At 57.5% G+C, this 25,173-nt stretch carries 27 protein-coding genes; 14 read left to right on the plus strand and 13 right to left on the minus strand.

Annotation, left to right across the window (positions count from 1 at the left end):
* Nucleotides 1–98: 98 nt before the first annotated feature.
* From GSVR_RS21665 to GSVR_RS21675, 3 genes are all read left to right on the plus strand, one after another.
* Entirely contained in the window at nt 99–530 is a 432-nt protein-coding gene (locus GSVR_RS21665; protein WP_173197801.1) for an FKBP-type peptidyl-prolyl cis-trans isomerase, read from the plus strand.
* A 30-nt stretch (nt 531–560) separates the two neighbouring features.
* The gene (locus tag GSVR_RS21670; protein ID WP_173197803.1) at nt 561–1,202 is read left to right on the plus strand and encodes a haloacid dehalogenase type II; all 642 of its coding nucleotides are present in this window, start codon (nt 561–563) and stop codon (nt 1,200–1,202) included.
* Between the two features lie 121 nt (nt 1,203–1,323).
* Nucleotides 1,324–1,773, plus strand: a complete 450-nt coding sequence (locus GSVR_RS21675; RefSeq protein WP_173197805.1) for a YbhB/YbcL family Raf kinase inhibitor-like protein — start codon at nt 1,324–1,326, stop codon at nt 1,771–1,773.
* Between the two features lie 70 nt (nt 1,774–1,843).
* Here the strand turns inward: GSVR_RS21675 and GSVR_RS21680 are convergent, their stop codons facing one another.
* Nucleotides 1,844–2,113: a DUF2795 domain-containing protein gene (locus tag GSVR_RS21680; RefSeq protein ID WP_203978747.1), complete on the minus strand. Its 270-nt coding sequence runs from the start codon at nt 2,111–2,113 to the stop codon at nt 1,844–1,846.
* 207 nt (nt 2,114–2,320) lie between these two features.
* Between GSVR_RS21680 and GSVR_RS21685 the strand changes: the two genes are divergently transcribed.
* A complete protein-coding gene (locus tag GSVR_RS21685) occupies nt 2,321–3,538 on the plus strand; it encodes a zinc-dependent alcohol dehydrogenase (protein ID WP_173197807.1) in 1,218 nt (405 codons plus the stop codon).
* Between the two features lie 159 nt (nt 3,539–3,697).
* Here the strand turns inward: GSVR_RS21685 and GSVR_RS21690 are convergent, their stop codons facing one another.
* From GSVR_RS21690 to GSVR_RS21705, 4 genes are all read right to left on the minus strand, one after another.
* Nucleotides 3,698–4,717, minus strand: coding sequence for an SDR family oxidoreductase (locus GSVR_RS21690; protein WP_203978748.1), 1,020 nt, complete (start codon nt 4,715–4,717; stop codon nt 3,698–3,700).
* A 196-nt stretch (nt 4,718–4,913) separates the two neighbouring features.
* Entirely contained in the window at nt 4,914–5,717 is an 804-nt protein-coding gene (locus GSVR_RS21695) for a M23 family metallopeptidase (RefSeq protein ID WP_173197809.1), read from the minus strand.
* A gap of 216 nt (nt 5,718–5,933) precedes the next feature.
* The gene (locus GSVR_RS22270; RefSeq protein ID WP_173197811.1) at nt 5,934–7,178 is read right to left on the minus strand and encodes a S1C family serine protease; all 1,245 of its coding nucleotides are present in this window, start codon (nt 7,176–7,178) and stop codon (nt 5,934–5,936) included.
* A gap of 167 nt (nt 7,179–7,345) precedes the next feature.
* Complete coding sequence (locus GSVR_RS21705) at nt 7,346–7,831, minus strand: Lrp/AsnC family transcriptional regulator (RefSeq protein WP_173197813.1); 486 nt, start codon at nt 7,829–7,831, stop codon at nt 7,346–7,348.
* Between the two features lie 204 nt (nt 7,832–8,035).
* Between GSVR_RS21705 and ald the strand changes: the two genes are divergently transcribed.
* Nucleotides 8,036–9,151 (plus strand): alanine dehydrogenase, encoded by a 1,116-nt coding sequence (ald, locus tag GSVR_RS21710; RefSeq protein WP_173197815.1) that lies wholly within the window; start codon nt 8,036–8,038, stop codon nt 9,149–9,151.
* A 148-nt stretch (nt 9,152–9,299) separates the two neighbouring features.
* On the opposite strand, the gene GSVR_RS21715 is transcribed toward ald, so the two are convergent.
* The 3 genes from GSVR_RS21715 to GSVR_RS21725 form a co-directional block, all read right to left on the minus strand.
* Nucleotides 9,300–9,947, minus strand: coding sequence for a hydrolase (locus GSVR_RS21715; RefSeq protein WP_173197816.1), 648 nt, complete (start codon nt 9,945–9,947; stop codon nt 9,300–9,302).
* Between the two features lie 267 nt (nt 9,948–10,214).
* Nucleotides 10,215–12,191 carry an ABC-F family ATP-binding cassette domain-containing protein gene (locus GSVR_RS21720; RefSeq protein ID WP_173197819.1) on the minus strand — a complete coding sequence of 659 codons (1,977 nt, stop codon included), beginning with the start codon at nt 12,189–12,191 and terminating at the stop codon, nt 10,215–10,217.
* A gap of 82 nt (nt 12,192–12,273) precedes the next feature.
* A complete protein-coding gene (locus GSVR_RS21725; RefSeq protein WP_173197835.1) occupies nt 12,274–12,798 on the minus strand; it encodes an O-acetyl-ADP-ribose deacetylase in 525 nt (174 codons plus the stop codon).
* 264 nt (nt 12,799–13,062) lie between these two features.
* On the opposite strand from GSVR_RS21725, the gene GSVR_RS21730 reads away from it, so the two are divergent.
* Nucleotides 13,063–13,458, plus strand: a complete 396-nt coding sequence (locus tag GSVR_RS21730) for a YkgJ family cysteine cluster protein (RefSeq protein WP_173197837.1) — start codon at nt 13,063–13,065, stop codon at nt 13,456–13,458.
* Here GSVR_RS21730 and GSVR_RS21735 read toward each other — a convergent pair.
* The 3 genes from GSVR_RS21735 to GSVR_RS21745 form a co-directional block, all read right to left on the minus strand.
* Nucleotides 13,437–14,189, minus strand: coding sequence for an ATP-binding protein (locus GSVR_RS21735; protein ID WP_173197838.1), 753 nt, complete (start codon nt 14,187–14,189; stop codon nt 13,437–13,439). The genes GSVR_RS21730 and GSVR_RS21735 overlap by 22 nt on opposite strands.
* 80 nt (nt 14,190–14,269) lie before the next feature.
* The gene (locus tag GSVR_RS21740) at nt 14,270–14,626 is read right to left on the minus strand and encodes a nitrous oxide-stimulated promoter family protein (RefSeq protein WP_239077406.1); all 357 of its coding nucleotides are present in this window, start codon (nt 14,624–14,626) and stop codon (nt 14,270–14,272) included.
* Nucleotides 14,627–14,796: 170 nt separating this feature from the next.
* Nucleotides 14,797–15,324, minus strand: a complete 528-nt coding sequence (locus GSVR_RS21745) for a TlpA disulfide reductase family protein (protein WP_173197840.1) — start codon at nt 15,322–15,324, stop codon at nt 14,797–14,799.
* A gap of 356 nt (nt 15,325–15,680) precedes the next feature.
* Between GSVR_RS21745 and GSVR_RS21750 the strand changes: the two genes are divergently transcribed.
* From GSVR_RS21750 to pal, 8 genes are all read left to right on the plus strand, one after another.
* A complete protein-coding gene (locus GSVR_RS21750; RefSeq protein WP_173197842.1) occupies nt 15,681–16,109 on the plus strand; it encodes an MOSC domain-containing protein in 429 nt (142 codons plus the stop codon).
* 242 nt (nt 16,110–16,351) lie between these two features.
* The gene (locus GSVR_RS21755) at nt 16,352–18,697 is read left to right on the plus strand and encodes a DNA translocase FtsK (protein ID WP_173197850.1); all 2,346 of its coding nucleotides are present in this window, start codon (nt 16,352–16,354) and stop codon (nt 18,695–18,697) included.
* Nucleotides 18,698–18,708: 11 nt separating this feature from the next.
* Nucleotides 18,709–19,485, plus strand: coding sequence for a carbon-nitrogen family hydrolase (locus tag GSVR_RS21760; protein WP_173197852.1), 777 nt, complete (start codon nt 18,709–18,711; stop codon nt 19,483–19,485).
* An 85-nt stretch (nt 19,486–19,570) separates the two neighbouring features.
* Nucleotides 19,571–20,245, plus strand: a complete 675-nt coding sequence (gene tolQ / locus GSVR_RS21765; protein ID WP_173197854.1) for a protein TolQ — start codon at nt 19,571–19,573, stop codon at nt 20,243–20,245.
* Between the two features lie 2 nt (nt 20,246–20,247).
* The gene (tolR, locus tag GSVR_RS21770; RefSeq protein WP_173197855.1) at nt 20,248–20,661 is read left to right on the plus strand and encodes a protein TolR; all 414 of its coding nucleotides are present in this window, start codon (nt 20,248–20,250) and stop codon (nt 20,659–20,661) included.
* Nucleotide 20,662: 1 nt separating this feature from the next.
* Nucleotides 20,663–21,460: a cell envelope integrity protein TolA gene (locus GSVR_RS21775; protein ID WP_173197857.1), complete on the plus strand. Its 798-nt coding sequence runs from the start codon at nt 20,663–20,665 to the stop codon at nt 21,458–21,460.
* Nucleotides 21,457–22,731 carry a Tol-Pal system beta propeller repeat protein TolB gene (gene tolB / locus GSVR_RS21780; protein WP_173197859.1) on the plus strand — a complete coding sequence of 425 codons (1,275 nt, stop codon included), beginning with the start codon at nt 21,457–21,459 and terminating at the stop codon, nt 22,729–22,731. The genes GSVR_RS21775 and tolB overlap by 4 nt, the downstream gene beginning before the upstream one ends.
* 131 nt (nt 22,732–22,862) lie before the next feature.
* A complete protein-coding gene (pal, locus tag GSVR_RS21785; RefSeq protein WP_173197861.1) occupies nt 22,863–23,441 on the plus strand; it encodes a peptidoglycan-associated lipoprotein Pal in 579 nt (192 codons plus the stop codon).
* 116 nt (nt 23,442–23,557) lie between these two features.
* Here the strand turns inward: pal and GSVR_RS21790 are convergent, their stop codons facing one another.
* Nucleotides 23,558–23,830, minus strand: a complete 273-nt coding sequence (locus GSVR_RS21790; RefSeq protein WP_173197863.1) for a cytochrome c7 — start codon at nt 23,828–23,830, stop codon at nt 23,558–23,560.
* Between the two features lie 170 nt (nt 23,831–24,000).
* On the minus strand, nt 24,001–25,170 hold the full coding sequence (locus tag GSVR_RS21795; protein WP_173202480.1) for an IS4 family transposase: 1,170 nt from the start codon (nt 25,168–25,170) through the stop codon (nt 24,001–24,003).
* Nucleotides 25,171–25,173 lie beyond the last annotated feature (3 nt).

Consider the following 25,173-nt stretch of genomic DNA (forward strand, 5'->3'; position numbering starts at 1 on the left):
TGTTCGCGTCAGGCGCGTCTTGACACCGTTATCAACCATTATATCATTTAACTAGTTTCCGCCCGGAAAGGCTGCTTTTCCAGGCGGGGGGAGGAACCATGGAAGCCGACGAGGGCAAGAAGGTTACCATCCGCTTCATCTGCCGGTACGAAGACGACACCATCTACGATTATGCCGAGCGGGACCAGCTCGAATTCATCATCGGCGAGGGGTACACCATCCCCAGCCTGGAAAAGGGAGTGATCGGGATGCATCCCGGAGACTTCCGCACCATCAGGATCACGGCGGCCGAACTGGCCGAATACCCTTTTGAACTGGACGAGGCCCCCACCGGGCCGGGATATGCGGCCGGCATGGCCGGAGACGGATATGCGGACGAACCCGGAGCAGGTCAGGACGACGAGATCGTATTCCAGAACGACCTGCCGGTCAAGCCGGTGGGCCAGGCTCCCGAACCCGGAGCAGACCTGTTTTTCGAAGTCGAGATGATCGATGTGGAAGATACGGAGGTCGAGCTGGGAGAGCCGTGATTCCCTCGTGCCTTACCAAAGGAGGCGTCCATGGCGGTGGTGATTTTCGATCTGGTGGGAACCCTGCTCTCGATCGACCCGATCACGGAGCGGCTGGAAAAAGAAGGGCTCCGGGGCGACTGCTGGTTTCATGAGATTCTGACAGCAACCATGGCGGCGACATTGGCTGAACGGTATCTTCCGTTCCGGGATGCGGCGGAACTCTCGCTGACCAATCTGACTGAAATTCAGGCCCTGAACGATGTTTCGATCCCCGCGCTGCTGGAACTCCTCAAGCAGTTGCCCCCCATGGAGGATGCCCGGGCATGCCTTAAAAAACTGGCCTCCAAAGGGGTGCGCCTGGCGGTCCTGACCAACAGCGCCCGACCGGCTGCCATGTCCCTGCTCCAGCGCGCCGAGCTGTCCGACTTCTTCGAGGCGGTCATTTCCGCGGATGAAGTCGAAAAATGCAAGCCGCACCCCGCACCCTACCGCTATACCCTCGACCGCCTCCACATCGAGCCGGAAGAGGCCTGGATGGTTGCCTGCCACAGCTGGGATATCTGCGGCGCCTCTGCCGCCGGTCTGCACACCGTCTGGGTGATGAGGCGCGACCGGCTCTGGCCTTTTGCCGGACTGCTACCCGAGAACGTGGTTTCCTCCCTGCAGGAAATTCCGGCGCTCTTCAACTGAACGCGGAGATTACCAATCTGCACACCCTCCATCCACCGTGCCGCGGACTTGCGGCGCTACCACCCCGCACTATACTTGAAGGCAGATGCACCGCACCACAGGGATCCGAGGAGGTAGTGCGATGGAAGCCATGAAAATTTCCAGCCCGGCCTTTGCCCACAATCAACAGATCCCGTCCCGCTATACCTGCGACGGAGACGACATCAACCCGCCGCTGCACATCGAGAACATCCCGGCCGGCACCAAATCGCTTGCCCTGATCGTCGAAGACCCCGATGCTCCCTCCGGGTTGTGGGTGCACTGGCTACTGTGGAACATCGCTCCTCATCAGGCTGAAATCGGGGAGAATTCCTCCCCCAAAGAAGCGATGGCAGGGAGAAACGATTTCCGTAGGACCGCTTACGGCGGCCCCTGCCCACCGTCAGGAAGCCACCGCTATATCTTCAGGCTGTTTGCACTGGACCGGCTGCTGCCGCTGGCGGGGGGATCGTCCAAACAGCAGCTCGAAGCGGCCATGGAAGGGCACGTTCTCGGAAGTGCCCAGCTGATTGGACTGTACAGCCGGCAGTAACGCACTTTACACGGAATCATCGGGCACGAATAAAGGGGCCGGATCGCATGATCGGCCCCCTTTCTTTGTGTCAGTGCTTTCCGGAATGCGTCGAAGAACTCCTGCCTTTACCCGCTTCCCGCTGTTCCTTGCCATACCCTTTCATCACATCGGTGATGCTTTGGTATTCGCGATCCTCCAGGTTCTGCAGCTTGCTCATGACCACCGATTCGGCCTTCTCGTGCTGGGCATGCTGGATCAGATCCTTCTTGCTGGCGGGGAAATGCATCCCTTTCAGGTTCTTGGTAACGTTGGCCGGGGATTCGCCGGTACCACGCCCACCACCACGTGAAATCGCCATAATCTGCCTCCCGTGTTGCAAAATAGTCGCTATCACGACTTATGTAAATACTATCACCCATTTATCGATTAACAACACACAAGTGGCACTTTAATTATGCTATTAATCAACAAATACGTTTTAATGTGCAAATTGCAATAGCAACTTGTGCTGTTACACTTATTGTAAGTAGCTTGACCTCATCACATAAGTATTTGGAGGTACTTCATGAAAGCAGTCGTATGGCAGGGAGTGGGCGATATCAGAATCGAAGATGTGGCTGAGCCCATGATCGAAGCGCCGGGTGATGCCATTGTAAGACTTACGGCCAGCGCCATCTGCGGGACCGATCTCCACATGGTGCGCGGCACCATGAGCGGCATGAAACCGGGCACGATCCTGGGGCATGAAGGGGTGGGAGTGGTGGAACAGGTGGGTCCGGAGGTGCGCAATCTGAAAGCGGGGGACCGGGTGCTGATTCCTTCGACCGTGGCCTGCGGCTACTGCTCATACTGTCGGGCAGGCTACTATGCCCAATGCGACAATGCCAACCCCAACGGGCCGCAAGCCGGCACCTGCTTTTTCGGCGGCCCGGAAAAATCGGGGGGACTGCACGGCCTGCAGGCCGAGAAGGCTCGCATTCCCTTTGCCAGCGTCGGACTGGTCAAGATCCCCGAGGGGGTCAGCGACGACCAGGCCATCCTGGTCTCGGATATCTTTCCCACCGGTTATATGGCGGCGGAGCTGGCGGAAATCAAGCCGGGCAATACCGTGGCCATATTCGGCTGCGGTCCGGTGGGGCAGTTTGCCATTGCCAGTGCGCAACTCTTTCAGGCCGGGCGCATCTTTGCCGTCGACTGCATCCCGTCGCGGCTGGAAGCGGCCCAGCAGCAGGGGGCCGAGGTAATCGATTTTTCGAAGGAAGATCCGGTGCAGATGATAAAGCAGCTCACCGGCGGAATCGGCTGCGACCGGGCCATCGACGCGGTGGGGGTCGATGCCGAGGCGCCCCGTTCCGGGCCGGGCGCGGCCCAGTTCCGGGAGCACGAGCAGGAGTTCCAGCAGGAGCTGGCCCAGGTGGCGCCACAAACGCATTTCGAGGGTGACAACTGGCATCCCGGGACCGCCCCCTCCATGGCACTGATGTGGGGGGTGGAAGCCCTGGCCAAGGCGGGAACCTTTTCCATCGTCGGCGTATATCCGGAATCGGTGCATCTCTTCCCCATCGGACAGGCCATGGGCAAGAACCTGACTCTCAAGATGGGCAACTGCAACCACCGCAAATACATTCCCTTCCTGCTGGACCTGATTGCCGGCGGCACCATCGATCCGCTCAAGATCCTCTCCCGGCGCGAGTCGCTCAATGCAGCCATCGACGCCTACCGCGCCTTTGATCTGCGCCAGTCCGGCTGGCTCAAGGTCGAGCTGAAGGCGACGGTGCACTGAGGCGCTGCGGCTTCTGAATGTTTCGGCCCGGAGGCTGTTCCTGTCGCCTCCGGGCATGCCCTTTCCCCGCCTGACCACGAACCGTCAACCGGTCTTCCCCTTCTGCCCAAAGAATCTCAACCGTTTCCAGGATAGCGACCTCACAGCATGGCCGGTTCGTCACACCTCGTTGTTGCGTCGGCTGGCCAGATCCCCCAGACGGGTCAGGATGGAGGGTGAAACCGCCGAGGTGCTTTCCAGCCCACTGTGCAGCCTGTTTCCACCGGCAGCCGGTCCCGGCATGACCCTGGCCGCCAGACGTGCACCGCTGGCGAACAGGCCGGGCAGGGCCGCGTTGGTCAGGTTGAGCAGCTTGGCCGGCAGCGATATGATCAGGCGCGATTTCCCGTAGCGGCAGGCCGCGACGATTTCGCGCGCCGCCCGCCGGGAGTTGGCCGAGAAGAGCGGATTGGTTCCGGAGAGGGAGAACCAGCCGAATTCCTTCCGGTATTGCCCCTTGAAATCGGCCCGCACGTGCGATCCGGTACGCATCAGTCCCGGCGCCACGGTGGTGACCCGGATGCCGTAGCGGGCCAGTTCGGCCCGCATGCCGTCCGAGAGGGCGGTCAGGGCGAACTTGCTCATGCAGTAGGGCAGGAGGTGCGGCACCGATACGAGCCCTCCGATGGAGGAGATGTTGACGATCCGCCCGCCCCGCTGCCGTTTCATGTGGGGGGTAACGGCCAGGATCGTGTACAGCGGCCCCCAGGTATGGATCTTCATGGCGGCGTCATAATCATTCAGGTCCATGTTTTCGGCCGGGGCCACCTGGATGATGCCGGCATTGTTGACCAGCACGTCGATCCGCCCGCGCGCCGCAGCAATCGCCGCCACTGTCTGTTCCACCTCCCGGCGATCGGCCACGTCGCAGCGATAGACCTGCACGTCCGCCCCCTGCTGTTCCAGCTCCAGTCCGGCCCGCTCCAGTTCGTCCACATCCCGGGCCAGCAGGGACAATTTGGCTCCTTCCGCGGCAAACAGCCGGGCCAGCTCCAGCCCCAGTCCGCGCGAGCCGCCGGTGATGACCACCGAAGCGCCCTTGAAATCCATCCGCCGCATCTGGCGGGAGATCCCGGCAGCCACCAGTGCCGCTCCAGCCAGACCACAACCGATCGTGCAGAATTTCAACCTCTTCATCATGTGACCTCGTTTCCCGCGGCTCGGCGCCCTGCATCGAAAGAGAACCGAGCTTGTGGAGTTATCGCAGTAGTTATCTAAAGTATAGCAGGTGGGGATGAGGTATGTGGGAAGGCGCGGCGCGAGCGGAAAATTGAAAAGGCGACTATCTGGCCGCCTTAAAAATCAAGCATAACGTTTCCTCGGAATCCCAGCCGCATCAGTTCGCTGGTGTTTTTGAGTAGCTTTCGGCCGCCATACCGTCCGACTTTCCGGGGGAGGCGGCATTCGGATATAACAGTTTGACGAGCATATCCGTCGGGTCCAACAGATTATCGGGCTGTTTCCCGTACCATTGCAGCCAATCGGTGGTGCCTTTCGTATAGAGTTCAAAATGAAGTTGCCTGGTGCCGCTTACCCTGCCGATTGCCTCCCCTTGCTTGATAGCCGCTGAAACCGTGATCTCGGGTTTCTCAAGCTCGGCATAATTGGCGACAAAATCGGCATGATCCACCAGCACCCCGTAGGTAACTTCACCGTTTGCCCGGGTATAGAAGGGGGCGATTTTGAGTATGACCCCGTCGGCCAGGGCCTTGACCGGCGAACCGGCGCCTCCCGCAGGGTATATGTCTACTCCGGCATGATTACGGGTGTTGCGGGACCGTGGAGCGCCAAAATAAGGATAATCCTGGGAATTTTTATCCCAGTGGCCACAGGCTATCGATTCCGTCCTGGTCAGGGGGTATTGCGGCCGGCCATCCACTGGTGCTACAAGTGCTGTTATGGGAGTTACAAGCGGTTCAGCTACAGCAGACAACGGACTCAGGGCGATGCCTGAAATGAGGCAAGTATGGAATATTCTATTGAGGAAGTGCATCATGTGCGGTAATCCGATGAGTGGAAACAGGAATTGTGGAACCAGTTTAGCCGCTAATCCTATCGGTTCCACAAGCGCCAGAATCCAAGCCGGCATTAAAGGGTAACGAGGTGCACCAGCGTAACGAAGCCCGTCGGTCTCTTTCATAATTAGGTGCCCGCCCCTTTATTGCTCTTCATGGCATCCCACGATCGCACACCCAGACCCGATTTTCGCTCCTCGCGCAGATAGAGAACATGTCCCGGCAGATATTCCGGGACATGTTTTATCTCCAGAACTATTCTTCAGTGGCGTTTCTCTGTCACATAAGCCTGCATGGCGATCCAAGAGAGTCAAGCGAATCGAGTAACAGTGAGCCCTCTCTCACCTTGGCAATGAATTAACTATTTTAGCTACCTCCTTGGAGCTGACAGCAAAATTTAGCCCTTGAGCTTGCTGGTTACGAAAAAGAGTAAATGCATTTACTCCAAGTACTTTACCGCTGCTTAAAGAAATAAGCGGTCCCCCTGAGTTACCAGCATTAATGGCAGCATCGGTCTGGACGACATTTATGCCACGCACCTCTTTTCGGTTTGCACTTACGATACCTTTGGTTACTGTCCATTCAAGTCCCTTTGGCGTACCGATTGTAATAACATCTGTACCCACAGGAGCTTCATCGGCATCTTCAATCATTAACCAAGTAAAACCGCTCCCTTTAACCTTAACGATAGCTAAGTCGAAAGCTTCTGTACGCCTAACTACGTCTCCTAATAACGTCCGACCATCCCGGAGCTTCACCGATACATTACCATTATTACCAACGACATGAGCGTTAGTAACAATAAGACCATCTTTGGAAATAAAAAATCCAGAGCCAAATCCACTACTTGTTCGGATAATTGTAACTGCATCCATAAGATCATCATATTTTGAGGAAACATGCTGGCTGGCAGAATCCGGGGTATTGTTACTCCAGTTCTTTACAGAGAATTCTTTAAGAGATGGCTCGAGTACCACCTTCTCACCGATTTGTGAAATTTGTCTTTTTAATGTTTCTTCTAAAACCTGCTCAGCATGTTCTCCTATTACATTTGTTATTGCTGGTATAGTGATTGGCGATAGGGCGAACAATGTGAACCCGGTTATAAAGCCCAATGCATGAACCGAACCCGGTGTGTTATACATAGCGGTATCTGTTGCAACAAAATTATGAATTGTTGTATTTTTTGCATCTGTAAAATTTACCTTCAATGCCGTATCAAAAGTAAGGTTACCACTCGTAGTATTTATTAAAGTATTTTTCCATATAGATTCATAAGTTACATTAAGGTCACAAAAACTACATCTTTTACCATCTGTCAGTATAACTTTTTCAAATATGGTAGAAAGTTCTGATTGTAATCCATTTGCTATAGCTCCAAGTTTAATATCGACTGAATAGCCGCCACCACCGAAAATAAAAGCCTTATTTTTGTTCTTTGAGGTGTCGACAACCCCAACTGTCAAATTAATCTTCGCACTCTCTTTTTGAGTGGCGGCATAGAAATCATCTCTAATGGCGCCCGTGTAAGTACAACCGGTGATCAAAAAAATCATGACAATCAATGATAAAAACATAATCCTCATTTTATCCCCCACACAGAGCAATAATCAGTTAATGCCGAGCAGAATCTATATTACAAAATTCAAAGTAATGTAAACACAATCTACTCTGAGATAAATATCCACCCTAGCTCAGCATGCTTCTCGCGCGCAACGCCTGGTCGCTGCCTCAAGGTTTTCCGATAATCGTCTCAGCCAGCCGTTTCAAGCGGCAGCTCTGTCTTGCTCAAAACCGTCCGCAGCGCAAAGGACGACTGTACCCGTAATACCCCCGGCAGACCAGTGAGCTTGTTGTGCAGGCGGACGTAATCGTCGGTATCCCGCACAATGACCCGCAGCAGGTAATCCACGTCTCCGGACATCAGGTAGCATTCCATCACCTCGGGAACCGTGCAGATAGCCTCTTCGAAGGTACTCAGCTTCTCCCGCTGCTGGCCGTCCAGGGTCACCCTGACGAATACATTGCCAGCTTTCCCTATGGCGCTCTGGTTCACCAGCATGACATAGCGGTCAATGATGCCGCTCTGCTCCAGCATGCGAACCCTGCGCAGGCAGGCCGACTCCGACAGCCCGACCATCTCCGCAAGCTGCACGTTTGACAGACGTCCGTCCTTTTGCAGTACCGACAGAATGGTTCGATCGATCCTGTCGATGCCCGTAATATCAAGATTCTGCATCAAAACGCCTTTCTTGCGAAATATTCCGTGAAATATTACTTACTTTAAAATGCATTCACAAGAAAATACCACTCACTTTCTGATAAACTGCGAAGCGCAGATTCTTCTGGAAAGCGGCCGGCCCCCGACTCTGCCATGCCTGGCAGAAAGCGAGAATCCCGTAGCGAGCCCGGAAAAGAGCAATCAACCAGAAAGGAAGCCACAATGATCGTAGGGATTCTGAAGGAAATCAAAATCGAGGAGAACCGGGTCTCCATGACGCCGGCCGGCGTGGAGGTCATGAAGAGCAACGGGCACACCGTGCTGGTGGAGAAGTCCGCCGGTACCGGCAGCGGATTCAGCGACGAGGCCTACGAGCAGGCCGGTGCCGTCATGGTGGAGACCCCGGCGGAAATTTACGGCAGCGCCGATATGGTCATGCACGTCAAGGAGCCGCAACCCTCCGAATATGACCTGATCCGCCCGGGTCAGATACTGTTTACCTACTTCCATTTTGCCGCAGACGAAGCGCTCACCCGGGCGATCATCAAGAGCAAGGCTATTGCCGTGGCCTATGAAACCATCACCGGCCCGGGCAATTCCCTGCCGCTCCTGACCCCGATGAGCGAGGTGGCAGGCAGGATGGCTGCCCAGCAGGCCGCCAAATATGCGGAACGGGCCCAGGGGGGACGCGGCATCCTGCTGGGCGGGGTCCCCGGGGTACTGCCGGCCACCGTGCTGGTGCTGGGGGGCGGGGTGGTCGGCACCCACGCGGCCCAGATGGCCTGCGGACTGGGGGCCAAGGTCTACCTCCTCGATAGCAGCCTGGAGCGGCTGCGCCATCTCTCCGAAACCATGCCCAAGAACTGTTTCCCGGTCATGTCGTCGCCCGCCACGATCCGCGAACTGGTACAGGAGGCCGATGCCGTCATCGGTGCGGTACTGGTGGCAGGCGCCAAGGCTCCCAAACTGGTAACCCGCGAGATGCTCAAGACCATGAAGCCCGGTTCGGTCATGGTGGATGTCGCCATCGACCAGGGTGGATGCTTCGAAACATCCCGCCCCACGACGCACACGGAGCCGACCTACCAGGTGGACGGCATCCTGCACTACTGCGTCGCCAACATGCCCGGCGCAGTGCCCCTGACCTCCACGGTGGCGCTCACCAACGCGACGTTACCCTATGCGGTGGCGTTGGCGAACAAGGGATGGCAGGGGGTGGCTCGTGAGAATCCGGCGATCAAGGCGGGTATCAACATAGCCAACGGCAAGGTGACCTATTGCGGGGTGGCCGAGGCCTTTGGCCTGGAGTGCACGCCAGTGGACTCGATCCTTTCATAACAGGCAAACTATCCGGGGTCGGGCCTACACATGTCCATTGTGTAGATCCGACCCCTCGAGGTCTCTCCCAACCTTTTCTACGTCAACTACCCCACCTCAAGTGCCGATTTGCTGCCGCTCATGGCTCAACTCAGCGCAACGAAGACTGTTATTTCTTTTTCCGGTGCGTTTCGAGATTGAAGAACCAACCTGCCCGCCCGTGCTCAATGAATGTCTGGATAAAGCCCGGCACGGTTTCGATGCGATTCCAATCACGCTGCAACTCGCAGTGAACCGAGTTCCACGTTGTCGGTCGTGCTCCCGCTTGAACCATGCGCTCCAGGGCGGCGCGGTGTGCTTCGGGTGACGTACCGCCGACCGCATCGGTCACGGGATATACTTCAAAGCCTTCATTCAGTGCATCAAGGGTGGGGAATAAGAGACACGCCTCCGTCCAGAGTGCGCACATAATGAGCTTTTTACGGCCGGTGGCTTTCACCGCGTCCACAAACTCCTGGTCTTCCCACGAATTGATGCTCGTGCGGTCAATAGGCTCCACCCCCTGAAGCACTTCAGCCAGCTGTGGAATCGTGTCTTCGTTCACGCCGTTGCTGACGTTGACCGTCGAAAGGATAATGGGGAGCTTATACAACTGTGCGGTCTTGGCAAGCGCCACAACGTTGTTGATGAGCATCAACCTGTCCATTGACTCAACGGTAGAAACTTGCGGCGGTTGATAGTCGATCAGGATCAGAGCTGCGTTTCCCGGCGAGAGCATGATATCGTTTTCAGGTTTTCTGATAGGTGTGCTTTTCATGACGCATCCTCCTTTCTTATAAATACTAACGTAGTATTAGGTCTCAGCAATGCATGGTGATTTGCGCGGTCTGGTTTATGAATTAGTATTATTAAAAGGTTACCCAACCAATCTGTGTCAGGTATTCGATGCCTCATTAATGACAATCTTGAGCCGTAAGCGATGAGTCAGTAGAAGAATAATTGTCAGGCATCAAAAAAGGACCTATGGCCACTGCCATAGATCCTCTCGTCATATCCTGCAAAATGCACCGCGGCTGGGTTAATACTACCCCGACAACTCCTCCCACTCACCATACAACGCTTCCAGGCGCAGGTTCAGCTCGGCATGCTGCTCCCCGGCTACGGCACCGCGCTCGGGGTCGTCGAAGAAACCGGGGGCATTCATCTCTTCTTCCAGTTTTGCAACAGCCTTCTCGGTGCGGGCAATCTCCTGTTCGACCTCTCCCAGCCGTTTCTGACGCTTGTCGTCCTCGCGCTTGCGGCGCTTCTGCTCCTCGCGGTCGCGCAGGCGCTCCTCCTTCGTGACCGGCGGCAGCGGGGCCGGGTCGGCGGAGCGGGCTACCGTTTTGGCTATCTCGGCCTGAGGTGACTCAGAGACGGACGACCGCAGCGGCCGGGCCCCGGCCGCCGGTTCGCCGGCTGTCTGGGCCTTTTTCTCCAGATAGTACTCGTAATCACCGTAGTAATCGGTCAACCCGCCCCCCTCCACCTCGATGATGCGGGTAGCCAGGCCATTGACGAAATAGCGGTCGTGAGACACGAACACAACCGTGCCGTCGAAGGAGCGCAGGGCATCCAGCAGCACCTCCTTGCTGAACAGGTCCAGGTGGTTGGTCGGTTCGTCCATCAGCAGCAGGTTGGAGGGGCGCAGAAGCATCTTGGCCAGGGCCAGGCGGTTGCGCTCGCCCCCGGACAGCACGCCCACCCGCTTGTGGATGTCGTCTCCGGCGAACAGGAAGGCGGCCAGGATGTCCCGCAGCCGGGGCACCATCTCGTAGGGGGCGTCAGCGTAGATCTCGTCCCACACACTGCGCTCGAAGTCGAGCACGTTGGCCTGATCCTGGGCGAAATAGTCCATATGGACGTTGTGGCCCGGCAACCGCTCCCCACCCTGGAACGGGGCGCCTGCCAGCACCGACATCAGGGTCGATTTGCCGGCCCCGTTATGGCCGACCAGGGCGACCCGCTCACCCTTCTCGATCACCAGGTCGACGCCGTTGAGCACAATTTTAGTGTCGTAGCCCTTGGTCAGGCGTTTCAGCTCCATCACGACCTTGCCGCTCTTGGGGGCGTCCGGGAACTGGAAACGGATGCGCTTGCGCTCGGGCGGGATCACGATGCGCTCGACCTTTTCCAACTGCTTGATGCGCGACTGGACCAGGGAAGCCTTGTTGGCCTGGTAGCGGAAGCGGCGGATGAAATCCTCGGTCTTCTGCACCTCTTCATCCTGGAGGCGCTTGGCTTCGCGCAAGGCTGCCACGCGCTCCTCGCGCTGGTTCAGATAGCGGGTATAGCTGCAGTGGTAATCGGTGATGGTGTTGTTCCAGATCTCGGCGATGCGGCTGCAGACCTGGTCCATGAAGAAGCGGTCGTGTGAGACCAGGATCACCGAGCCGGGATAGCTGCAGAGATACTCTTCCAGCCAGTTGCGGGCCTCAATGTCCAGGTGGTTGGTCGGCTCGTCCAAGAGCAGCACGTCCGGCCGCTGCAGGAGCAGCCGGGCCAGGGCGATCCGCATCTGCCAGCCGCCGGAGAACTCGCCGCAATCGCGGTACCAGTCCTCCTGGGCAAACCCGAGCCCTTTCAGCACTGTGCCGATCTCGGCCTCCATGGTGTAGCCGCCGCGATGACGAAACTGCTCCTGCAGCTCGCCGTAGCGGTGGAGCGTCTGTTCGTGCTCGACCGAATCGTGGGGCTGCCGTTCCAGCTCCTGGCCCAGTCGGTGCAGTTCCTCTTCCATGGCCAGCAGCTCCCCGAAGGCGGAGCGCGCCTCGTGGAACAGCATTACGCCCGAGGTGACGATGCCGTCCTGGGGCAGGTACGAGGCCCGCGCACCGCGGGCGAATTGGATCTCACCGCTGGAAGGTTCCGACTGGCCTGCGATAATCTTCATCAGGGTCGATTTGCCGGCGCCGTTTTCCCCTACCAGGGCGACCCGCTCGCCCTTTTTGAGGTGCCAGGAGATTTCGGTGAAAAGGGGGTTACCGGCGAAGTCTTTTGAAAGTTGTTTGAGATGGAGCATAGGGGTTCTTGTATCATCGGCGGGAAATGGCGGCAAGCAGAAGATGGCGGTTCCAGGAAGCACATCATGGCAGGGATTGATCTCAGGCCACCGCGATTCCCATTTCATCCGCCACTTCGCGGTAGATTCTGAGCGCCTCGGCATTGAAGGGCACGAAGATGATCCGCTCCAGATAATCCGCTTCGGCTTCCGCGCGCGCCACCGACAGGGCGATGCGGGTGGCCTTCAGCAGGGGATAGCCGTACACGCCGCAGCTGATGGCAGGGAAGGCGATGCTCTTCAGGTCGTTGACGCGCGCCAGCAGGAACGAGTTCAGGTAACAGGAGCGCAACAGTTCCGACTCACACCGGGTGCCGTCATGCCAGACCGGCCCCACGGTATGGATCACGTACCGGGCCGGCAGGCGGTAGCCCTTGGTGATCTTGGCATCGCCGGTCTCGCAGCCGTGCAGGGTGCGGCACTCGGCCAGCAGTTCCGGCCCGGCCGCCCAATGGATGGCCCCGTCCACACCGCTACCCCCCAGTAGCGACGTATTGGCGGCATTGACGATGGCATCCACTCGGAAGGTGGTGATGTCGCCGTGTGTGATGCTGATCCGTGCGCCCATGGTGGTACCTCCGGCTCGATATGCTCTCTGAATCCGCCTTCATCTATCCAGCCGAAAACCGTCTGCGGGCCTTTCCGCCGCAGAACGTTCAGCGGTTCAAGACCAATTCTGGCACATTTTTGCCGGAATGCATACGTGCGGTTGGGAATATCTTGCACTTTACCGGTGGAATGCTACTATTCGGTCATCCTCGCGCCACCTTCCACCCCCACTGCATTCCGGCTTCCGTTGCAGACTGCCGCCCTGCGGCACCAGGAGGGCATCATGCCCTTTCCCCGCCGAAAAACCAAGCTTCACGGGATACTGCTCGAACACCCGTCCGACGGCGACGAGCGCTGCCAGGCCTGTGGCGGCGCCTGCTGCCGCTCCTTTTCGGATGTAGAGGTCACCTGGGAGGAATTCCAGCGTCTCCGCAGCCTCGGCGCCAGAGGTCTGCAGCTTTCCCTGTCCGGCCCCCACCGCCTGATTATCGACTACAACTGCGAATTCCTGATCGAAGGGCGCTGCTCGATCTACGCCGCCCGGCCCGAAATCTGCCGTCGCTTTACCTGCGCCGAGGCCTCCGGAACGGCAAAGGCCCATCAGAACGAATCCGATGGGCCTTCGACAGGTTCACCATACCGGCCGGCAGTGATCGATCAGCCTTTGATCGCCCCCTGAATGCCGATGGTCACCTCGTTGTAGGGAATCTGCTTGCCGCTGGCTGCCAGGGCCTGGCGGGCAGCCATGGCAATGCCGCCACAGCAGGGCACTTCCATCTTCAGGACCGTAATGCTTTTGATGTCCGACTTGGTGAAAAGCTCGGTCAGTTTCTGCACATAGAAGTTGTTATCGTCCAGTTTGGGACAGCCCATTACGACCGCCTTCCCCTTCAGGAAGTCCTCGTGGTAGCCGGCATAGGCCACCGGGACGCAGTCGGCGGTGATCAGCAGGTCGGCCCCCTGGAAGTAAGGTGCGGTCGTCGGCACCAGGTGCAGCTGCACCGGCCACTGGGCCAGCTGGCTCTGGCGGCTGCCGGCGGGCTGATCGGCCGGGGCCTGCTGCGGCCGGGCAAAGCTCATGGCGCGGGAACCGGGACAACCGCCACCGCCGTGGTGATGCGGGGCCGGGGCAGCGGGTGCCGGCTGGTGATGCACCGAGGCGGGTTTACCCTGCGCAGCCAGATGCTGTTCCACCGCGGCCTCGTCAAAGGCATCGGCCTCGCGCTCCTCAACGGTGATCGCATCCTGGGGGCATTCCCCCAGACAGGCGCCCAGACCGTCGCAGAGATTGTCCGCTGCCAGCACCGCTTTGCCATTGACGATCGTAATAGCCCCTTCGGCGCAGGACGGCACGCACAGTCCGCACCCGTCGCATTTTTCCTGATCGATTTTTACGATTTTCCTCAACATTAATTCGTTCTCCTCTTCTTTTTTATAATTAAGCTGAAACTTTTTCTCTGTGTTTCTCTGTGGCAGATGTTCTTTCGTTTTCAGAAAAAGTAATGCCAGACGTAATCCAGCCGGCCCCGCAGCATCAGCTTCATGCCGGAATAGGCCATGATCTCCTTGACCTTCGCCAAGTTGGCCTTGTTGTAGCAATGGGTCTTGCAGTGCTTGCAGGTCGGTTTGTTGGCTTCCAGGGGGCATTTGATCCGCCTGGTGACGGCGTACTGCATGAAGGTGGAGCATTCGGGGCAGAGGCGACGCTCCCCCAGACCTGCCGGCAGGCTGAACGGAGCCCGTTCGACCACACCATGTTTGCCCTTGCAGTAAACCTCGACAAACTTACCGATCAGCTTGATATCCTTTTTTTGAAGCTTCGTGAGCGTTTCCATGGTTGTGATCATGCCCGGTTTCCCGGAAATCTTACATGACTCAGGTCAAAAACCAGTTTTTTCATCTGGGGTGGGGGCTTGGAATGAAATAAAGAAGGTATCGGACACACAGCATGCGATGATATGAGCGACGGCCTATTTGTCTGCCCGACAATTTACAGCGAGAGGGAGAACAGCGGCAGTTAGCGAGAATGGATTGTTTCGTAGGATTCCCCGGCCTTCTTCTGCATGTCGATTTGTCGCAGGATTATTTTTTCCAGTTGGACAACGGAGAGATGTCCCAATATTTTATCCCGGATGACGCCATGCGCATCGATGACATAAATGGTCGGGAAACCCCGAACCCGATATCGCTCAAGCAGTGCCGCCTGCTCGTCCGCAACCATGGGGAAGGTCAGCCCGTTACTTCGGGCATAAGCGCCGGCAACCTCTTTGCTATCGCCACAATTTACAGCCAACACCTCTAGTTTTTTGTCGTATGCACGGTATAACGGTTCGACGAGTTTCAGGCTGTCTCCGCAACAGGAATTCGTCCAGAAATAGAGGATCGTTATTTTTCCTTTGTTCCGGCTGAGACTGATTGGCCTCCCGGAGAGGTCGGAGACGGAGAACTCGGGAGCGGCATCGCCCTTTTGTAAAGCCTGTTTAGAATTGCAACCGCCAAAAAACAGGACACAAAAAACTATCAACACTATCGTACTATATCGCATCCAATTGACTCTCCTGAGGGACTTTGCGCGGGCTCCCGGGAAATGCACGTATTTTGACAACGACTACGTTATAGGATGGAGCATGCGCCGTCAAGGAAGTCCCTTGCCCGCCAAAAACGGCTAAAGCTATCAATTCCAGCCTTCAGTGGATCAACCCACAGCGCCCCATTGGCCTTCGTTTTCCACATCATATGTTGACAGGAAGCCGGGATTAATGCTGCAATTGAAACGCGGCCGATGTCGGTGGAGGACGCCCATTACCAGACACACTTCTGCAGCAACAGCAACCGCGTCACCCTCAACCGCGCACAGGGCAATATCGAAAAATTTAATCATTTCACAGCAGGAGAACGAAGATGGCTCAGGTAGTGGCGGTCTGCATCAGCGAGAAAAAAGGGGAACGCAAAAAGCCGGTCAAATCGGTGGAACTGCGTGAAAATCACGGCATCGTCGGCGATGCCCATGCCGGCGAATGGCACCGCCAGGTTAGCCTGCTTGCCCAGGAGAGCATCGACAAGATGCGTGCGCTCGGCCTGGATGTGGATGCCGGTGATTTCGCCGAAAACATCACCACACAGGGTATCGAGCTGGTTTCACTGCCGATCGGCGCGCGGCTGGAGGTGGGTGGGACACTGCTGGAGGTTACCCAGATCGGCAAGGAATGCCATACCCGCTGCGCGATCTACTACCAGGCCGGCGACTGCGTCATGCCCAAGGAGGGCATCTTTGCCCGGGTGATCACCGGCGGGATTATTCGGCCGGGAGATCAGGTGCAGGCTGCGTAAATTCCTGAGTCCGGATACCGGAGCAGCTCCGCGGTTCGGGAACATGCGGCCCGGCAGACGACGAAATCATTCGAAAGCCGAATTTTCGAGACCCCTTAACTGTAAGGACGGCCGGCCATCTTCCGAGCAGTCTGCAAGAGAACCTCTGATCATATCGTAACATTTTTTCCTTTGCCTCCCCTCTTCCTTTACGGGTAAGATAGCGACATTTATCCGCCTGCCGAGGAACACCAAAACCTATTATGACCGCCAAAGAACAGCAGAAAGAAAAACTCACCAAGGAACTGCAGGGCATGGGGCTCACGACCGTCGGCGCCTTTATCCTGCTGTCGTTTTTGACCTTCAATGCCGCGGACGTTTCCTGGAACAGTTACTCCAACGAAGGGGGCATCCATAACCTGGGGGGACGCCTGGGCGCCCAGGTGGCGGATCTGTTCTTCATCTGCTTCGGTCTGGCTTCCTACCTGATCCCACTGGCGCTGCTGTACATGGCTTACACCCTGTTCCGCTTCAAGGAGATCCGCTTGCGGCGCTACAAGCTCCTGGCCTTTGCCGGGTTGACCTTCTGTCTCTGCACCCTGTTCGCCTTCTTCCGCGGCACCACCGAATTCCTGGGCCAGCAGGTGGCCACCGGAGGTGCGGTGGGCGTTATCACCGCACGGGCCCTGAAAGGGGCGGTCGGCACCACCGGCGCCATGCTGCTGCTGTTGCCGCTTCTGGCCGCATCGATCATGATCCTGTCCAAGTTCTCCTTTGTGCTGTTCGCCGGCTGGTGGTGGGAAAACCTGAAGCACAAGTGGGCGGCCTGGCGGGAGCGTCGGGAGCTGAATCAGCAGGAGCAGCAGCGTGAAAAGGCCAAACAGGAGGGCATGCCGACGCCGAACCTCGCGGCCGGCCCCGTGATCAAGCCGGCCTCCCCGCCGCCGGCACGGCCCAATGTTTTCAAGAAGGAAAAGGAGAAGAAAAAGGAAGCCGTCAAGACTGCCGCCGTGCAGGAAACCTTCGAATTTCTCAAGGCCGACGGCGATTTCCGCACCCCACCATTCTCGCTGCTGGATTTGCCTCCCGCCACCGAGAAGAAGCTCGACCGCGACGCCCTGACCATGAATGCCCGCCTGCTGGAGAAGAAGCTCAAGGATTACGGCATCGACGGCGAGGTGGTCGAGATCTGCCCCGGTCCGGTCATCACCATGTACGAGTTCTCGCCGGCGCCCGGTATCAAGATCAGCCGCATTGCCGGCCTGTCCGACGACCTGACCATGGCCCTGCAGGCCATGTCGATCCGCATCGTGGCCCCCATTCCCGGTAAAGGGGTGGTGGGGATCGAGGTCCCCAACCGCGACCGCGAGATGGTCTTTTTGAACGAAATCTTCAACTGCGACGAGTTCCATCACAACCGGATGAAACTGCCGCTGGCCCTGGGCAAGGACATTGCCGGTGTTCCGGTGGTGACCGACCTGGCCAAGGCGCCGCACCTGCTGGTGGCCGGCTCTACCGGCTCCGGCAAGTCGGTCTCGATCAACACCATGATCCTCTCCCTGCTCTACACCGCCACCCCCAACGATGTGCGCATGATCATGGTCGATCCCAAGATGCTGGAGTTCTCGATGTACGAGGGCATCCCCCATCTGCTGCTGCCGGTGGTGACCGAGCCCAAGAAGGCCTCCCTGGCCCTGAAATGGGCGGTCAACGAGATGGAACGGCGCTACAAGCTGATGTCGGACAAGGGTGTCCGCAACATCGAGTCCTACAACAAGAAACTGGCCGGCGAGGCCCTGGAAGTGTTGAACAGCACGCCGGACGATGAGATTATCGAGGAGTTGGAGGAGATCGTCGAAGGGGAAGGGGAACCCCAGGCAGATTCGATCCCGTTCGTGGTGGACGAGGGGGAGGCGCTCGAACACACCCATCTGCCTTACATCGTGGTGGTGGTGGACGAGTTGGCCGATCTGATGATGGTGGCCGGCCGCGAGGTGGAAGAGCATATTGCCCGCCTGGCCCAAAAGGCCCGCGCCTCCGGGATTCACCTGATCCTGGCTACCCAGCGCCCCTCGGTAGATGTCATCACCGGTCTGATCAAGGCCAACCTGCCGTCGCGCATCTCGTTCCAGGTCACCTCCAAGGTGGATTCGCGCACCATTCTCGATACCAACGGCGCCGAGGCGCTGCTCGGCGCGGGGGACATGCTCTACATGCCGCCGGGCACCTCCCGTCTGAACCGCATCCACGGCGCCTTTGTCTCGGATGCCGAAGTGCAGCGGGTGGTCGATTTCCTCAAGAAACAGGGCAAGCCGGTCTACGACAAATCCATCATGGAGATGAAGGACGCCGACGAACGCGGCAGCGATGGAGAGCAGGAAGAGTTGGACGAGCGCTGGGAAGATGCCCTGCGTCTGGTGGCTGACACACGCCAGGCCAGCATTTCCATGGTCCAGCGCCGCCTGAGGATCGGCTACAACCGCGCCGCCCGGATCGTGGAGATGATGGAGCAGGAAGGAATGATCGCCCCCAGCGACGGCACCAGCAAACCGCGCGAGATCTACCTCGACATCATCAATGCCTATCTGAATTCGCAGCTGACCCGCTGAGGAGAGAACCGATGGACGTGATCAAGGCCGCTGCCATACAGTTCAACGTCAAGCAGGGAGAAGTGGATGCCAACCTGGCCTACGTCCGCGAGGCCCTGAAGCGTGTCGCGGATCAGGGGGCACAGCTGGCCGTGCTGCCCGAGATGTGGTCCACCGGCTTTGCCTACCGGAATCTCAATGAACTGGCCCTGCGAACCGAGAGCATCATCGAGGAGTTGCTGACACTCTCCGCGACGCTTAAGCTGGTGATCGTCGGCAGCATGCCGGAGCCCAACGGCGACAAGGTCTTCAATACGGTTTACGTGGCTGACAACGGCCGGCTGGCCGGGGTTTACCGTAAAATCCATCTTTTCTCGCTGCTGGGAGAGAACAAGGCCTTCAGCGGCGGCGACAGCCGGCTCCTGGCCGACACCTCGCTTGGACCGATCGGCGTGATTATCTGCTACGACCTGCGCTTCCCGGAACTCTCCCGCCGACTGGCAGTGGAAGGGGCGCGGGTGATCTGTGTTCCGGCCCAATGGCCCAGGCCGCGCGAAGAGCACTGGCGAACCCTGCTCAGGGCGCGCGCTATCGAAAACCAGCTCTTCGTGGTCTCGGCCAATGCCTGCGGGCCGATCGGCAAACTGGACTTCTTTGGTATGAGCATGGTGATCGACCCGAAGGGGGAGGTGCTGGCCGATGCCGGGGACCAAGACAACGAAGCGTATGCTACCCTCGACATGCAGGCCATGGCCGACTGGCGCGCCAGTATCCCCTGTTTCAACGACCGCCGTCCGGAATGTTACTAACCCAAGCTGTTATTTTTTCAGCTTGACTTGATGGCATCTTGGGTCTAGCTTTTTACACTGAACCAAATTTCTGGAGGTGCCCTGCGTGGCTTTGTTACTCAATGCCGGCATTGTTGTCAAACTGGTCCTGATCCTGCTGGGATTTTTTTCGGTTGTTTCGTGGGCCATTATTCTTTTCAAGTTCGTCCAGGTGCAGCGCGCCAACAGCGAGTCCGACCGTTTCATGGATCTGTTCTGGAAATCCAAACGCTTCGACGCCATCGCCTCCCAAGTGGACCGTTTCGTCAATTCCCCCTTGTCCGTTCTCTTCAATGAAGCCTACGCCGAGCTGAAAAAGGTGGTCGAAGGCAACGGCAAGAGCGCTGAAGGGGGGATGCTCAGCACCGATCTCGGAGGGGTCGAGAATGTCTCCCGTGCCCTGCGCCGCGCCACCAACTCCGAGATCACCCGCCTGGAACGCTACCTGACCTTTCTGGCCACTACCGGCTCCACCTCGCCGTTCATCGGGCTGTTCGGTACGGTCTGGGGCATTATGACCGCCTTCGAGGGTATCGGCAAGACCGGCTCTGCCTCGCTGGCCGTCGTGGCTCCGGGGATCGCCGAGGCGCTGATCGCCACTGCCATCGGCTTGGTGGCCGCTATCCCGGCGGTTATGGCCTACAATCACTTCCAGCACAAAATCCGCGTGCTGAGCAATGAAATGGACAGCTTCTCGACCGAATTCCTGAACATCGTGCAGCGCAACATCGCGGGGAAATGACCATGGCCATGGGAGGACGTAACGATAACAGGCGCGTCATGGCCGACATCAACGTCACACCCCTGGTGGACGTCATGCTGGTGTTGCTGGTGATCTTCATGGTAACCGCCCCGATGATGCAGCAGGGGGTGCAGGTCAATCTGCCCAAGGCCGAAACCAAGGCCATTACCCAGGCAGAGGAAACCGTAGTCGTCACGGTCGACAAGACCGGCAAGGTATTCATCAACAAGGATGAAATTCCCGCCGATGCCCTGCGGGACAAGCTGACCACGATGTTCGCCGGCCGCAGCAAGAAAGAGGTGTTTCTGAAGGCCGACGCTGGGGTGCCCTACGGCGAGGTCGTCAGAACCATGGCCGACATCAAAAGCGCCGGCATCGAACGACTCGGCATGGTAACGGAGCCGGCCCGGAAGTAAAATGACAGTCTGGAAGCCCCAAAAAACCGGCACCGCCCTGAGTGTCGCCCTGATCGTTTCGACCGTCACGCATCTGGCGGTTTTTTTATTGGTGTTCTGGTGGTCCAGCCTGTTCCCGCTGCGGCTGAAAGAGCAGCAGACGTACTTTGTCGAACTCAGCGATCTGCCGGTAGCTGCGCCTCGCTCCGGCCATCCTGTGCAGCAGCAGGAGCAGGTCGCCCACGAGCCTCCGGCACCCCCCAAGGCACCTCCGGCCATGCCCCTGCCACCGCTCGCCAAACCGGCTACCAAGCGTGCCGCAATCGCGACCAAACCGCTGACGATCCCGAAAGCCGCTCCGAAAGCGTCACCCAGGAGCACTGCAGCCGCGCCCGACTCATCGGCTGAATTCGAGGAACGCCTGAACAAGATCCGCAGCAGGAATGAGGCAGAACAGCAGGAAGCAAAGCTGGAGGAATTGCGCCGCAAGGTGACGACAGCGAATGCCCGGTCCGGCATGCCCTCTGCCACGGGCAGCGAAGCCGGCAGCGATTATCTTAATTACATCGCCTCGCGTCTGGCCGAGGTATTCAGCGAACCCCCCAACACCGGCAAGGACCTGTTTGCGCTGATCAAGATCAGGATCACCGGAAAGGGGAGGGTGGAGCTGGTAAAAATCATGAAAAGTTCTGGTAATATTGCTTTTGACAATTATGCGGTCCGCTCGGTGTACGAGGCTGAGAAAAAGTTTCCTCCACCACCGGGCGGAAACTTCGAGTTCATCTTCAAATTCAGGCCGCAGGGGATCACGTCCAGATGAGACTTTTGTTTGTGCTGCTTGTCATCCTGGGGGCCTCACCGGCCCTGGCCGAAGATGGTCGCTATGCCGATGTGATTGCCCGCGGCACCCGCCTGCCGAAACTGGCGGTTGAGGCACCCCACCGCCTCGGTCCTGCAGCGCCCCCTGAGATCGCCAAAGAGCTGAGTGACGTGGCGGTTTTCGACATGAATATGGCCGGCTTGGTCACCGCCGAAGGCAATGACCAGCCTGCCCGTTCAGCAGGGATATCCATGGCGGAGACCGACTTCCTGCCCTGGATGAACTATGATTTCCTGCTGCGCACCGCTTACGACAGTACCGGAGAGGATTTGACGGTCGAGTTCCGGCTGTACGACGTGGTCAACCGCACGCTGATGACCGCCAAGCGCTATCTCGGCAAAAAGAGGGACCTGCGCCGCTTTTCTCATGCCTTTGCCGACGAGATCATGCTGACCATGACCGGTGAGAAAGGCTGTTTCACCACCAGGATCGCCTTCGTCTCTACCCAGACCCGCAACAAGGAAATCGCCATCATGGACTGGGACGGCCACAACCCGCTGCCGCTCACCAGAAACGGCTCAATCAATCTCAATCCTGATTTTTCTCCCGATGGCCGCGAGATTATCTTCACGACCTACAGGAACAACAATCCGGATCTCTACAAACGGGCGCTTTCCAGTACGGGTGAAGTACCGGTCTCCCGGCGTCCGGGGCTCAATGCTACCGGCGCCTGGTCACCGGATGGTGCCAGGATCGCCCTGGTACTGAGCAAGGACGGCAATTCGGAAATCTATACCATTGCCCGGGACGGCGGCGATCCGATTCGCCTTACCACCAATCAGGCCATCGAAGTTTCTCCTGCCTGGTCACCGGATGGCAGCCATATCGCCTTCGTGTCGGACCGACTGGGCAAGCCGCAGATATTCGTCACTGCCGCAAACGGCGGAAGCGTACGGCGCCTGACAACTGCCGGAAATTACAACGTGACCCCGCGCTGGTCTCCCAAGGGGGGGCGCATCGCGTATGCCCGCATGGTCGGCAACGGCTTCCAGATTTTCACCATCAACGCGGACGGCAGCGGAGACACGCAGCTGACCGATACCGGCAGCAATGAAAATCCCGCCTGGTCACCTGACGGGCGTTTCATAGCCTTCAGCTCCAAGCGAAACGGAAGTCAGTCGATCTACGTGATGCGGGCCGATGGGAGCGGGCAGACCAGGGTCGGTCAGGTAAGCGGAAATTCGAGCCAGCCGGCATGGTCGCCGCGCTGACAGCCGTCGAATTTTTTGCGGCGGGAGATGGATTAGCCATTGCATAATGGCCTGTAAAAAGTATAATTTAGTGACTTTTCAGCACATGAGGCTGCAGGGCCTTAAATCCGCGACAACAGAAGGAGATTGCGATGAGACGAGGGACACTGGCAGTACTGGCAGCGCTCGGCATGACGGCTCTGATGGCCGGCGGCTGCGCGAACAAGGAACAGGTCAGATCGGAAGAGCCGGTCGTGAAGACCGATACCACCCGCACCGAAACAGCCAAACCCGAGGCGCAGAAACCGGTGGAAACCGCTCCGGTGGCACCACAGCCTGTCGCTGAAGCGCCGAAACCGGCCGAAAGCGAAGTCGCCGGCAAGCCAGCTGCCGAGGCTGCACTCGAGACCATTTATTTCGATTTCGATAAATCCGATCTCAGCCAGAGCGCCCGCGACACCCTCGGCAGGAATGCCGAAGTCCTGCTGAAGTCCAAACCCAATGCAAAGGCCAGGATCGAAGGGCACTGCGACGAACGTGGATCGGCTGAGTACAACCTTGCTCTGGGTGAGCGCCGCGCCAAATCATCCATGCAGTATCTGGTGACCCTCGGCGTACAGCCCGAGCGGCTCTCGGTAATCAGCTACGGCAAGGAGAAACCTGCTGTGGAAGGTCACGATGACACGGCCTGGGCCAAGAACAGACGAGTCGAGTTCATCATCGTAAAATAGTTTACACAGTTGCCACATCGAGCCGGAACGTGCCCCATCGCGTTCCGGCTTTTCATTTTCAGACTGCACTTCGGACACCGGCAGGGGGGCTATAATGCCCCCCTGAAAGTATCTGGTTAACTGCTCTTGTGGCAGTCCTTGCAACTGGTCGGTCCCTTTTTCATCTCGGTGTGGCAGCCCTTGCAGTTCTTATGTGCCCATTCCTTGCCAAATCCCTCGATTTTTCCGGGACCTTTTTCATGGCATTTCTTGCAGTCTCCGACGGTCGCCATATGGGCCTTGTGATTGAAGGTGACGTCCTTTTTCATCTTGATCGTCTCCGGCGCAGCGGCAAATGCCGTTCCTGCAAAGGCAAGCAGCACAAACATGGCACTGATGGTCTTTTTCATGACAGGACTCCTTTTCTGCATTAAGTAAAATACGTTGTCAAAATCTTAACGGATTTCGATACCGTGTCAAATTACAGGCGCTCTCCGGTCAGCACGTGGTGGAAGCAATGACTGCGCATGCGGGGCTGCGAATCCGGCAGTACGAAATGGGGAATCACACTACTGTCCGGTTAATAATTGAATAAGTTCAACTGGTTATAGTCGAGAGTGCCAGCTTTCTGCTTGAGACCCTCTGTAACCAGTGATGAAATGGGCTTTTTCTCGAATAAGTTGACCTCAAGAATCTGTAGAAAAGTGTATAGCGAGCACGGAATACCGAGTCGTTTTTTGGCGATAGCCACGAGCAGGTACATGCAGAGCCCGACCCATATCTGGCTTTTAACAGCATTTTCGGATGTTCCGTAAAACTTCTTGAATCGCAGGTGCTGCTTGATCCACTTGAAGAACAGCTCCACCTGCCACCTCTGCTTGTAGACGTCAGCAACTGTCTTTGCCGGGATGTCAAAGTTGTTGGTTAGAAATACCAGACGTTTGTTTCGCTCTTTGTCAACATAGCTGACCCGGCGTAGCCGTTCTGGATATCCCTTCTTCGATTTTATCGTTACCAAGGTGATAACCTGGTCGGCCCGTATACCTGTTTCCTTATCTTTTGGTGCAGAGTAGAGGCGCTTGAATTTCAGGTTGTCTTTGGCCCTTATGACGAAGAATGCGCCCTGCTTATGAATTGCGAACAAGCGTGCATAATCAACATAGCCGCGATCCATGGTATAGATGGCATCTTCTTGAACCGGCATTCTGTCCAGCAACTTTACATCATTCACTTTGCCGGTGGTAATTGCTACGAATGTCGGGATTATTCCACGCAGGTCAATCAGCGTGTGCATCTTGACCGCTGCCTTGGTTTTCCGGAATTCGGCCCACGGAAACAACGTCAGGCAGAGATCAATAGTCGTAGAGTCAAAAGCAAATAGTGGTTGCTTCAATTCGATGGCAAGCGGATCACCCTTGTAAAGCTCTTGGGCAAGACCGATCAGGATCTGGCCAAAATCCTGAAAGATCCGCCAATCCCTGCGCTCGTTCGCATCGGCAAGCGTCGTGCGGGAGACATCACCACGAAATCCAATGTGGTAGAGTTTCTCCTGATGAGAGTTCAGACAGGTTTCAATGTCCCGCAAACTCTCACGCCCGGTCATCTGGGCATACGCCAGACAAAGAAACTGGTCGAATGTGGAAAAACTCTTGGCCCAGTACTCACCGCGATATCGGTGAACGCAGACATTGAACTCATGTCGTGGAAGATACTGAAGCAGTTGCCGAAAGACGGTATGGCCAGAGTTCATTGG

Origin of the sequence: Geobacter sp. SVR (assembly GCF_016865365.1) — a bacterium.
Taxonomy (GTDB): Bacteria; Desulfobacterota; Desulfuromonadia; order Geobacterales; family Pseudopelobacteraceae; genus Pelotalea.

What these genes read in the sequence shown, in the direction of transcription:
- GSVR_RS21705 (WP_173197813.1), bottom strand. Translation starts at nt 7,831, where the DNA reads ATGCAGAATCTTGATATTACGGGCATCGACAGGATCGATCGAACCATT.
- GSVR_RS21695 (WP_173197809.1), bottom strand. Translation starts at nt 5,717, where the DNA reads ATGAAAGAGACCGACGGGCTTCGTTACGCTGGTGCACCTCGTTACCCT.
- GSVR_RS21725 (WP_173197835.1), bottom strand. Translation starts at nt 12,798, where the DNA reads ATGGGCGCACGGATCAGCATCACACACGGCGACATCACCACCTTCCGA.
- pal (WP_173197861.1), top strand. Translation starts at nt 22,863, where the DNA reads ATGAGACGAGGGACACTGGCAGTACTGGCAGCGCTCGGCATGACGGCT.
- GSVR_RS21665 (WP_173197801.1), top strand. Translation starts at nt 99, where the DNA reads ATGGAAGCCGACGAGGGCAAGAAGGTTACCATCCGCTTCATCTGCCGG.
- GSVR_RS21720 (WP_173197819.1), bottom strand. Translation starts at nt 12,191, where the DNA reads ATGCTCCATCTCAAACAACTTTCAAAAGACTTCGCCGGTAACCCCCTT.
- GSVR_RS21745 (WP_173197840.1), bottom strand. Translation starts at nt 15,324, where the DNA reads ATGCGATATAGTACGATAGTGTTGATAGTTTTTTGTGTCCTGTTTTTT.
- GSVR_RS22270 (WP_173197811.1), bottom strand. Translation starts at nt 7,178, where the DNA reads ATGAGGATTATGTTTTTATCATTGATTGTCATGATTTTTTTGATCACC.
- GSVR_RS21750 (WP_173197842.1), top strand. Translation starts at nt 15,681, where the DNA reads ATGGCTCAGGTAGTGGCGGTCTGCATCAGCGAGAAAAAAGGGGAACGC.
- GSVR_RS21755 (WP_173197850.1), top strand. Translation starts at nt 16,352, where the DNA reads ATGACCGCCAAAGAACAGCAGAAAGAAAAACTCACCAAGGAACTGCAG.
- GSVR_RS21685 (WP_173197807.1), top strand. Translation starts at nt 2,321, where the DNA reads ATGAAAGCAGTCGTATGGCAGGGAGTGGGCGATATCAGAATCGAAGAT.
- GSVR_RS21675 (WP_173197805.1), top strand. Translation starts at nt 1,324, where the DNA reads ATGGAAGCCATGAAAATTTCCAGCCCGGCCTTTGCCCACAATCAACAG.
- GSVR_RS21680 (WP_203978747.1), bottom strand. Translation starts at nt 2,113, where the DNA reads ATGGCGATTTCACGTGGTGGTGGGCGTGGTACCGGCGAATCCCCGGCC.
- GSVR_RS21795 (WP_173202480.1), bottom strand. Translation starts at nt 25,170, where the DNA reads ATGAACTCTGGCCATACCGTCTTTCGGCAACTGCTTCAGTATCTTCCA.
- GSVR_RS21735 (WP_173197838.1), bottom strand. Translation starts at nt 14,189, where the DNA reads ATGTTGAGGAAAATCGTAAAAATCGATCAGGAAAAATGCGACGGGTGC.
- GSVR_RS21790 (WP_173197863.1), bottom strand. Translation starts at nt 23,830, where the DNA reads ATGAAAAAGACCATCAGTGCCATGTTTGTGCTGCTTGCCTTTGCAGGA.
- ald (WP_173197815.1), top strand. Translation starts at nt 8,036, where the DNA reads ATGATCGTAGGGATTCTGAAGGAAATCAAAATCGAGGAGAACCGGGTC.
- GSVR_RS21730 (WP_173197837.1), top strand. Translation starts at nt 13,063, where the DNA reads ATGCCCTTTCCCCGCCGAAAAACCAAGCTTCACGGGATACTGCTCGAA.
- GSVR_RS21760 (WP_173197852.1), top strand. Translation starts at nt 18,709, where the DNA reads ATGGACGTGATCAAGGCCGCTGCCATACAGTTCAACGTCAAGCAGGGA.
- GSVR_RS21740 (WP_239077406.1), bottom strand. Translation starts at nt 14,626, where the DNA reads ATGATCACAACCATGGAAACGCTCACGAAGCTTCAAAAAAAGGATATC.
- GSVR_RS21670 (WP_173197803.1), top strand. Translation starts at nt 561, where the DNA reads ATGGCGGTGGTGATTTTCGATCTGGTGGGAACCCTGCTCTCGATCGAC.
- GSVR_RS21690 (WP_203978748.1), bottom strand. Translation starts at nt 4,717, where the DNA reads ATGATGAAGAGGTTGAAATTCTGCACGATCGGTTGTGGTCTGGCTGGA.
- tolR (WP_173197855.1), top strand. Translation starts at nt 20,248, where the DNA reads ATGGCCATGGGAGGACGTAACGATAACAGGCGCGTCATGGCCGACATC.
- tolB (WP_173197859.1), top strand. Translation starts at nt 21,457, where the DNA reads ATGAGACTTTTGTTTGTGCTGCTTGTCATCCTGGGGGCCTCACCGGCC.
- GSVR_RS21775 (WP_173197857.1), top strand. Translation starts at nt 20,663, where the DNA reads ATGACAGTCTGGAAGCCCCAAAAAACCGGCACCGCCCTGAGTGTCGCC.
- GSVR_RS21715 (WP_173197816.1), bottom strand. Translation starts at nt 9,947, where the DNA reads ATGAAAAGCACACCTATCAGAAAACCTGAAAACGATATCATGCTCTCG.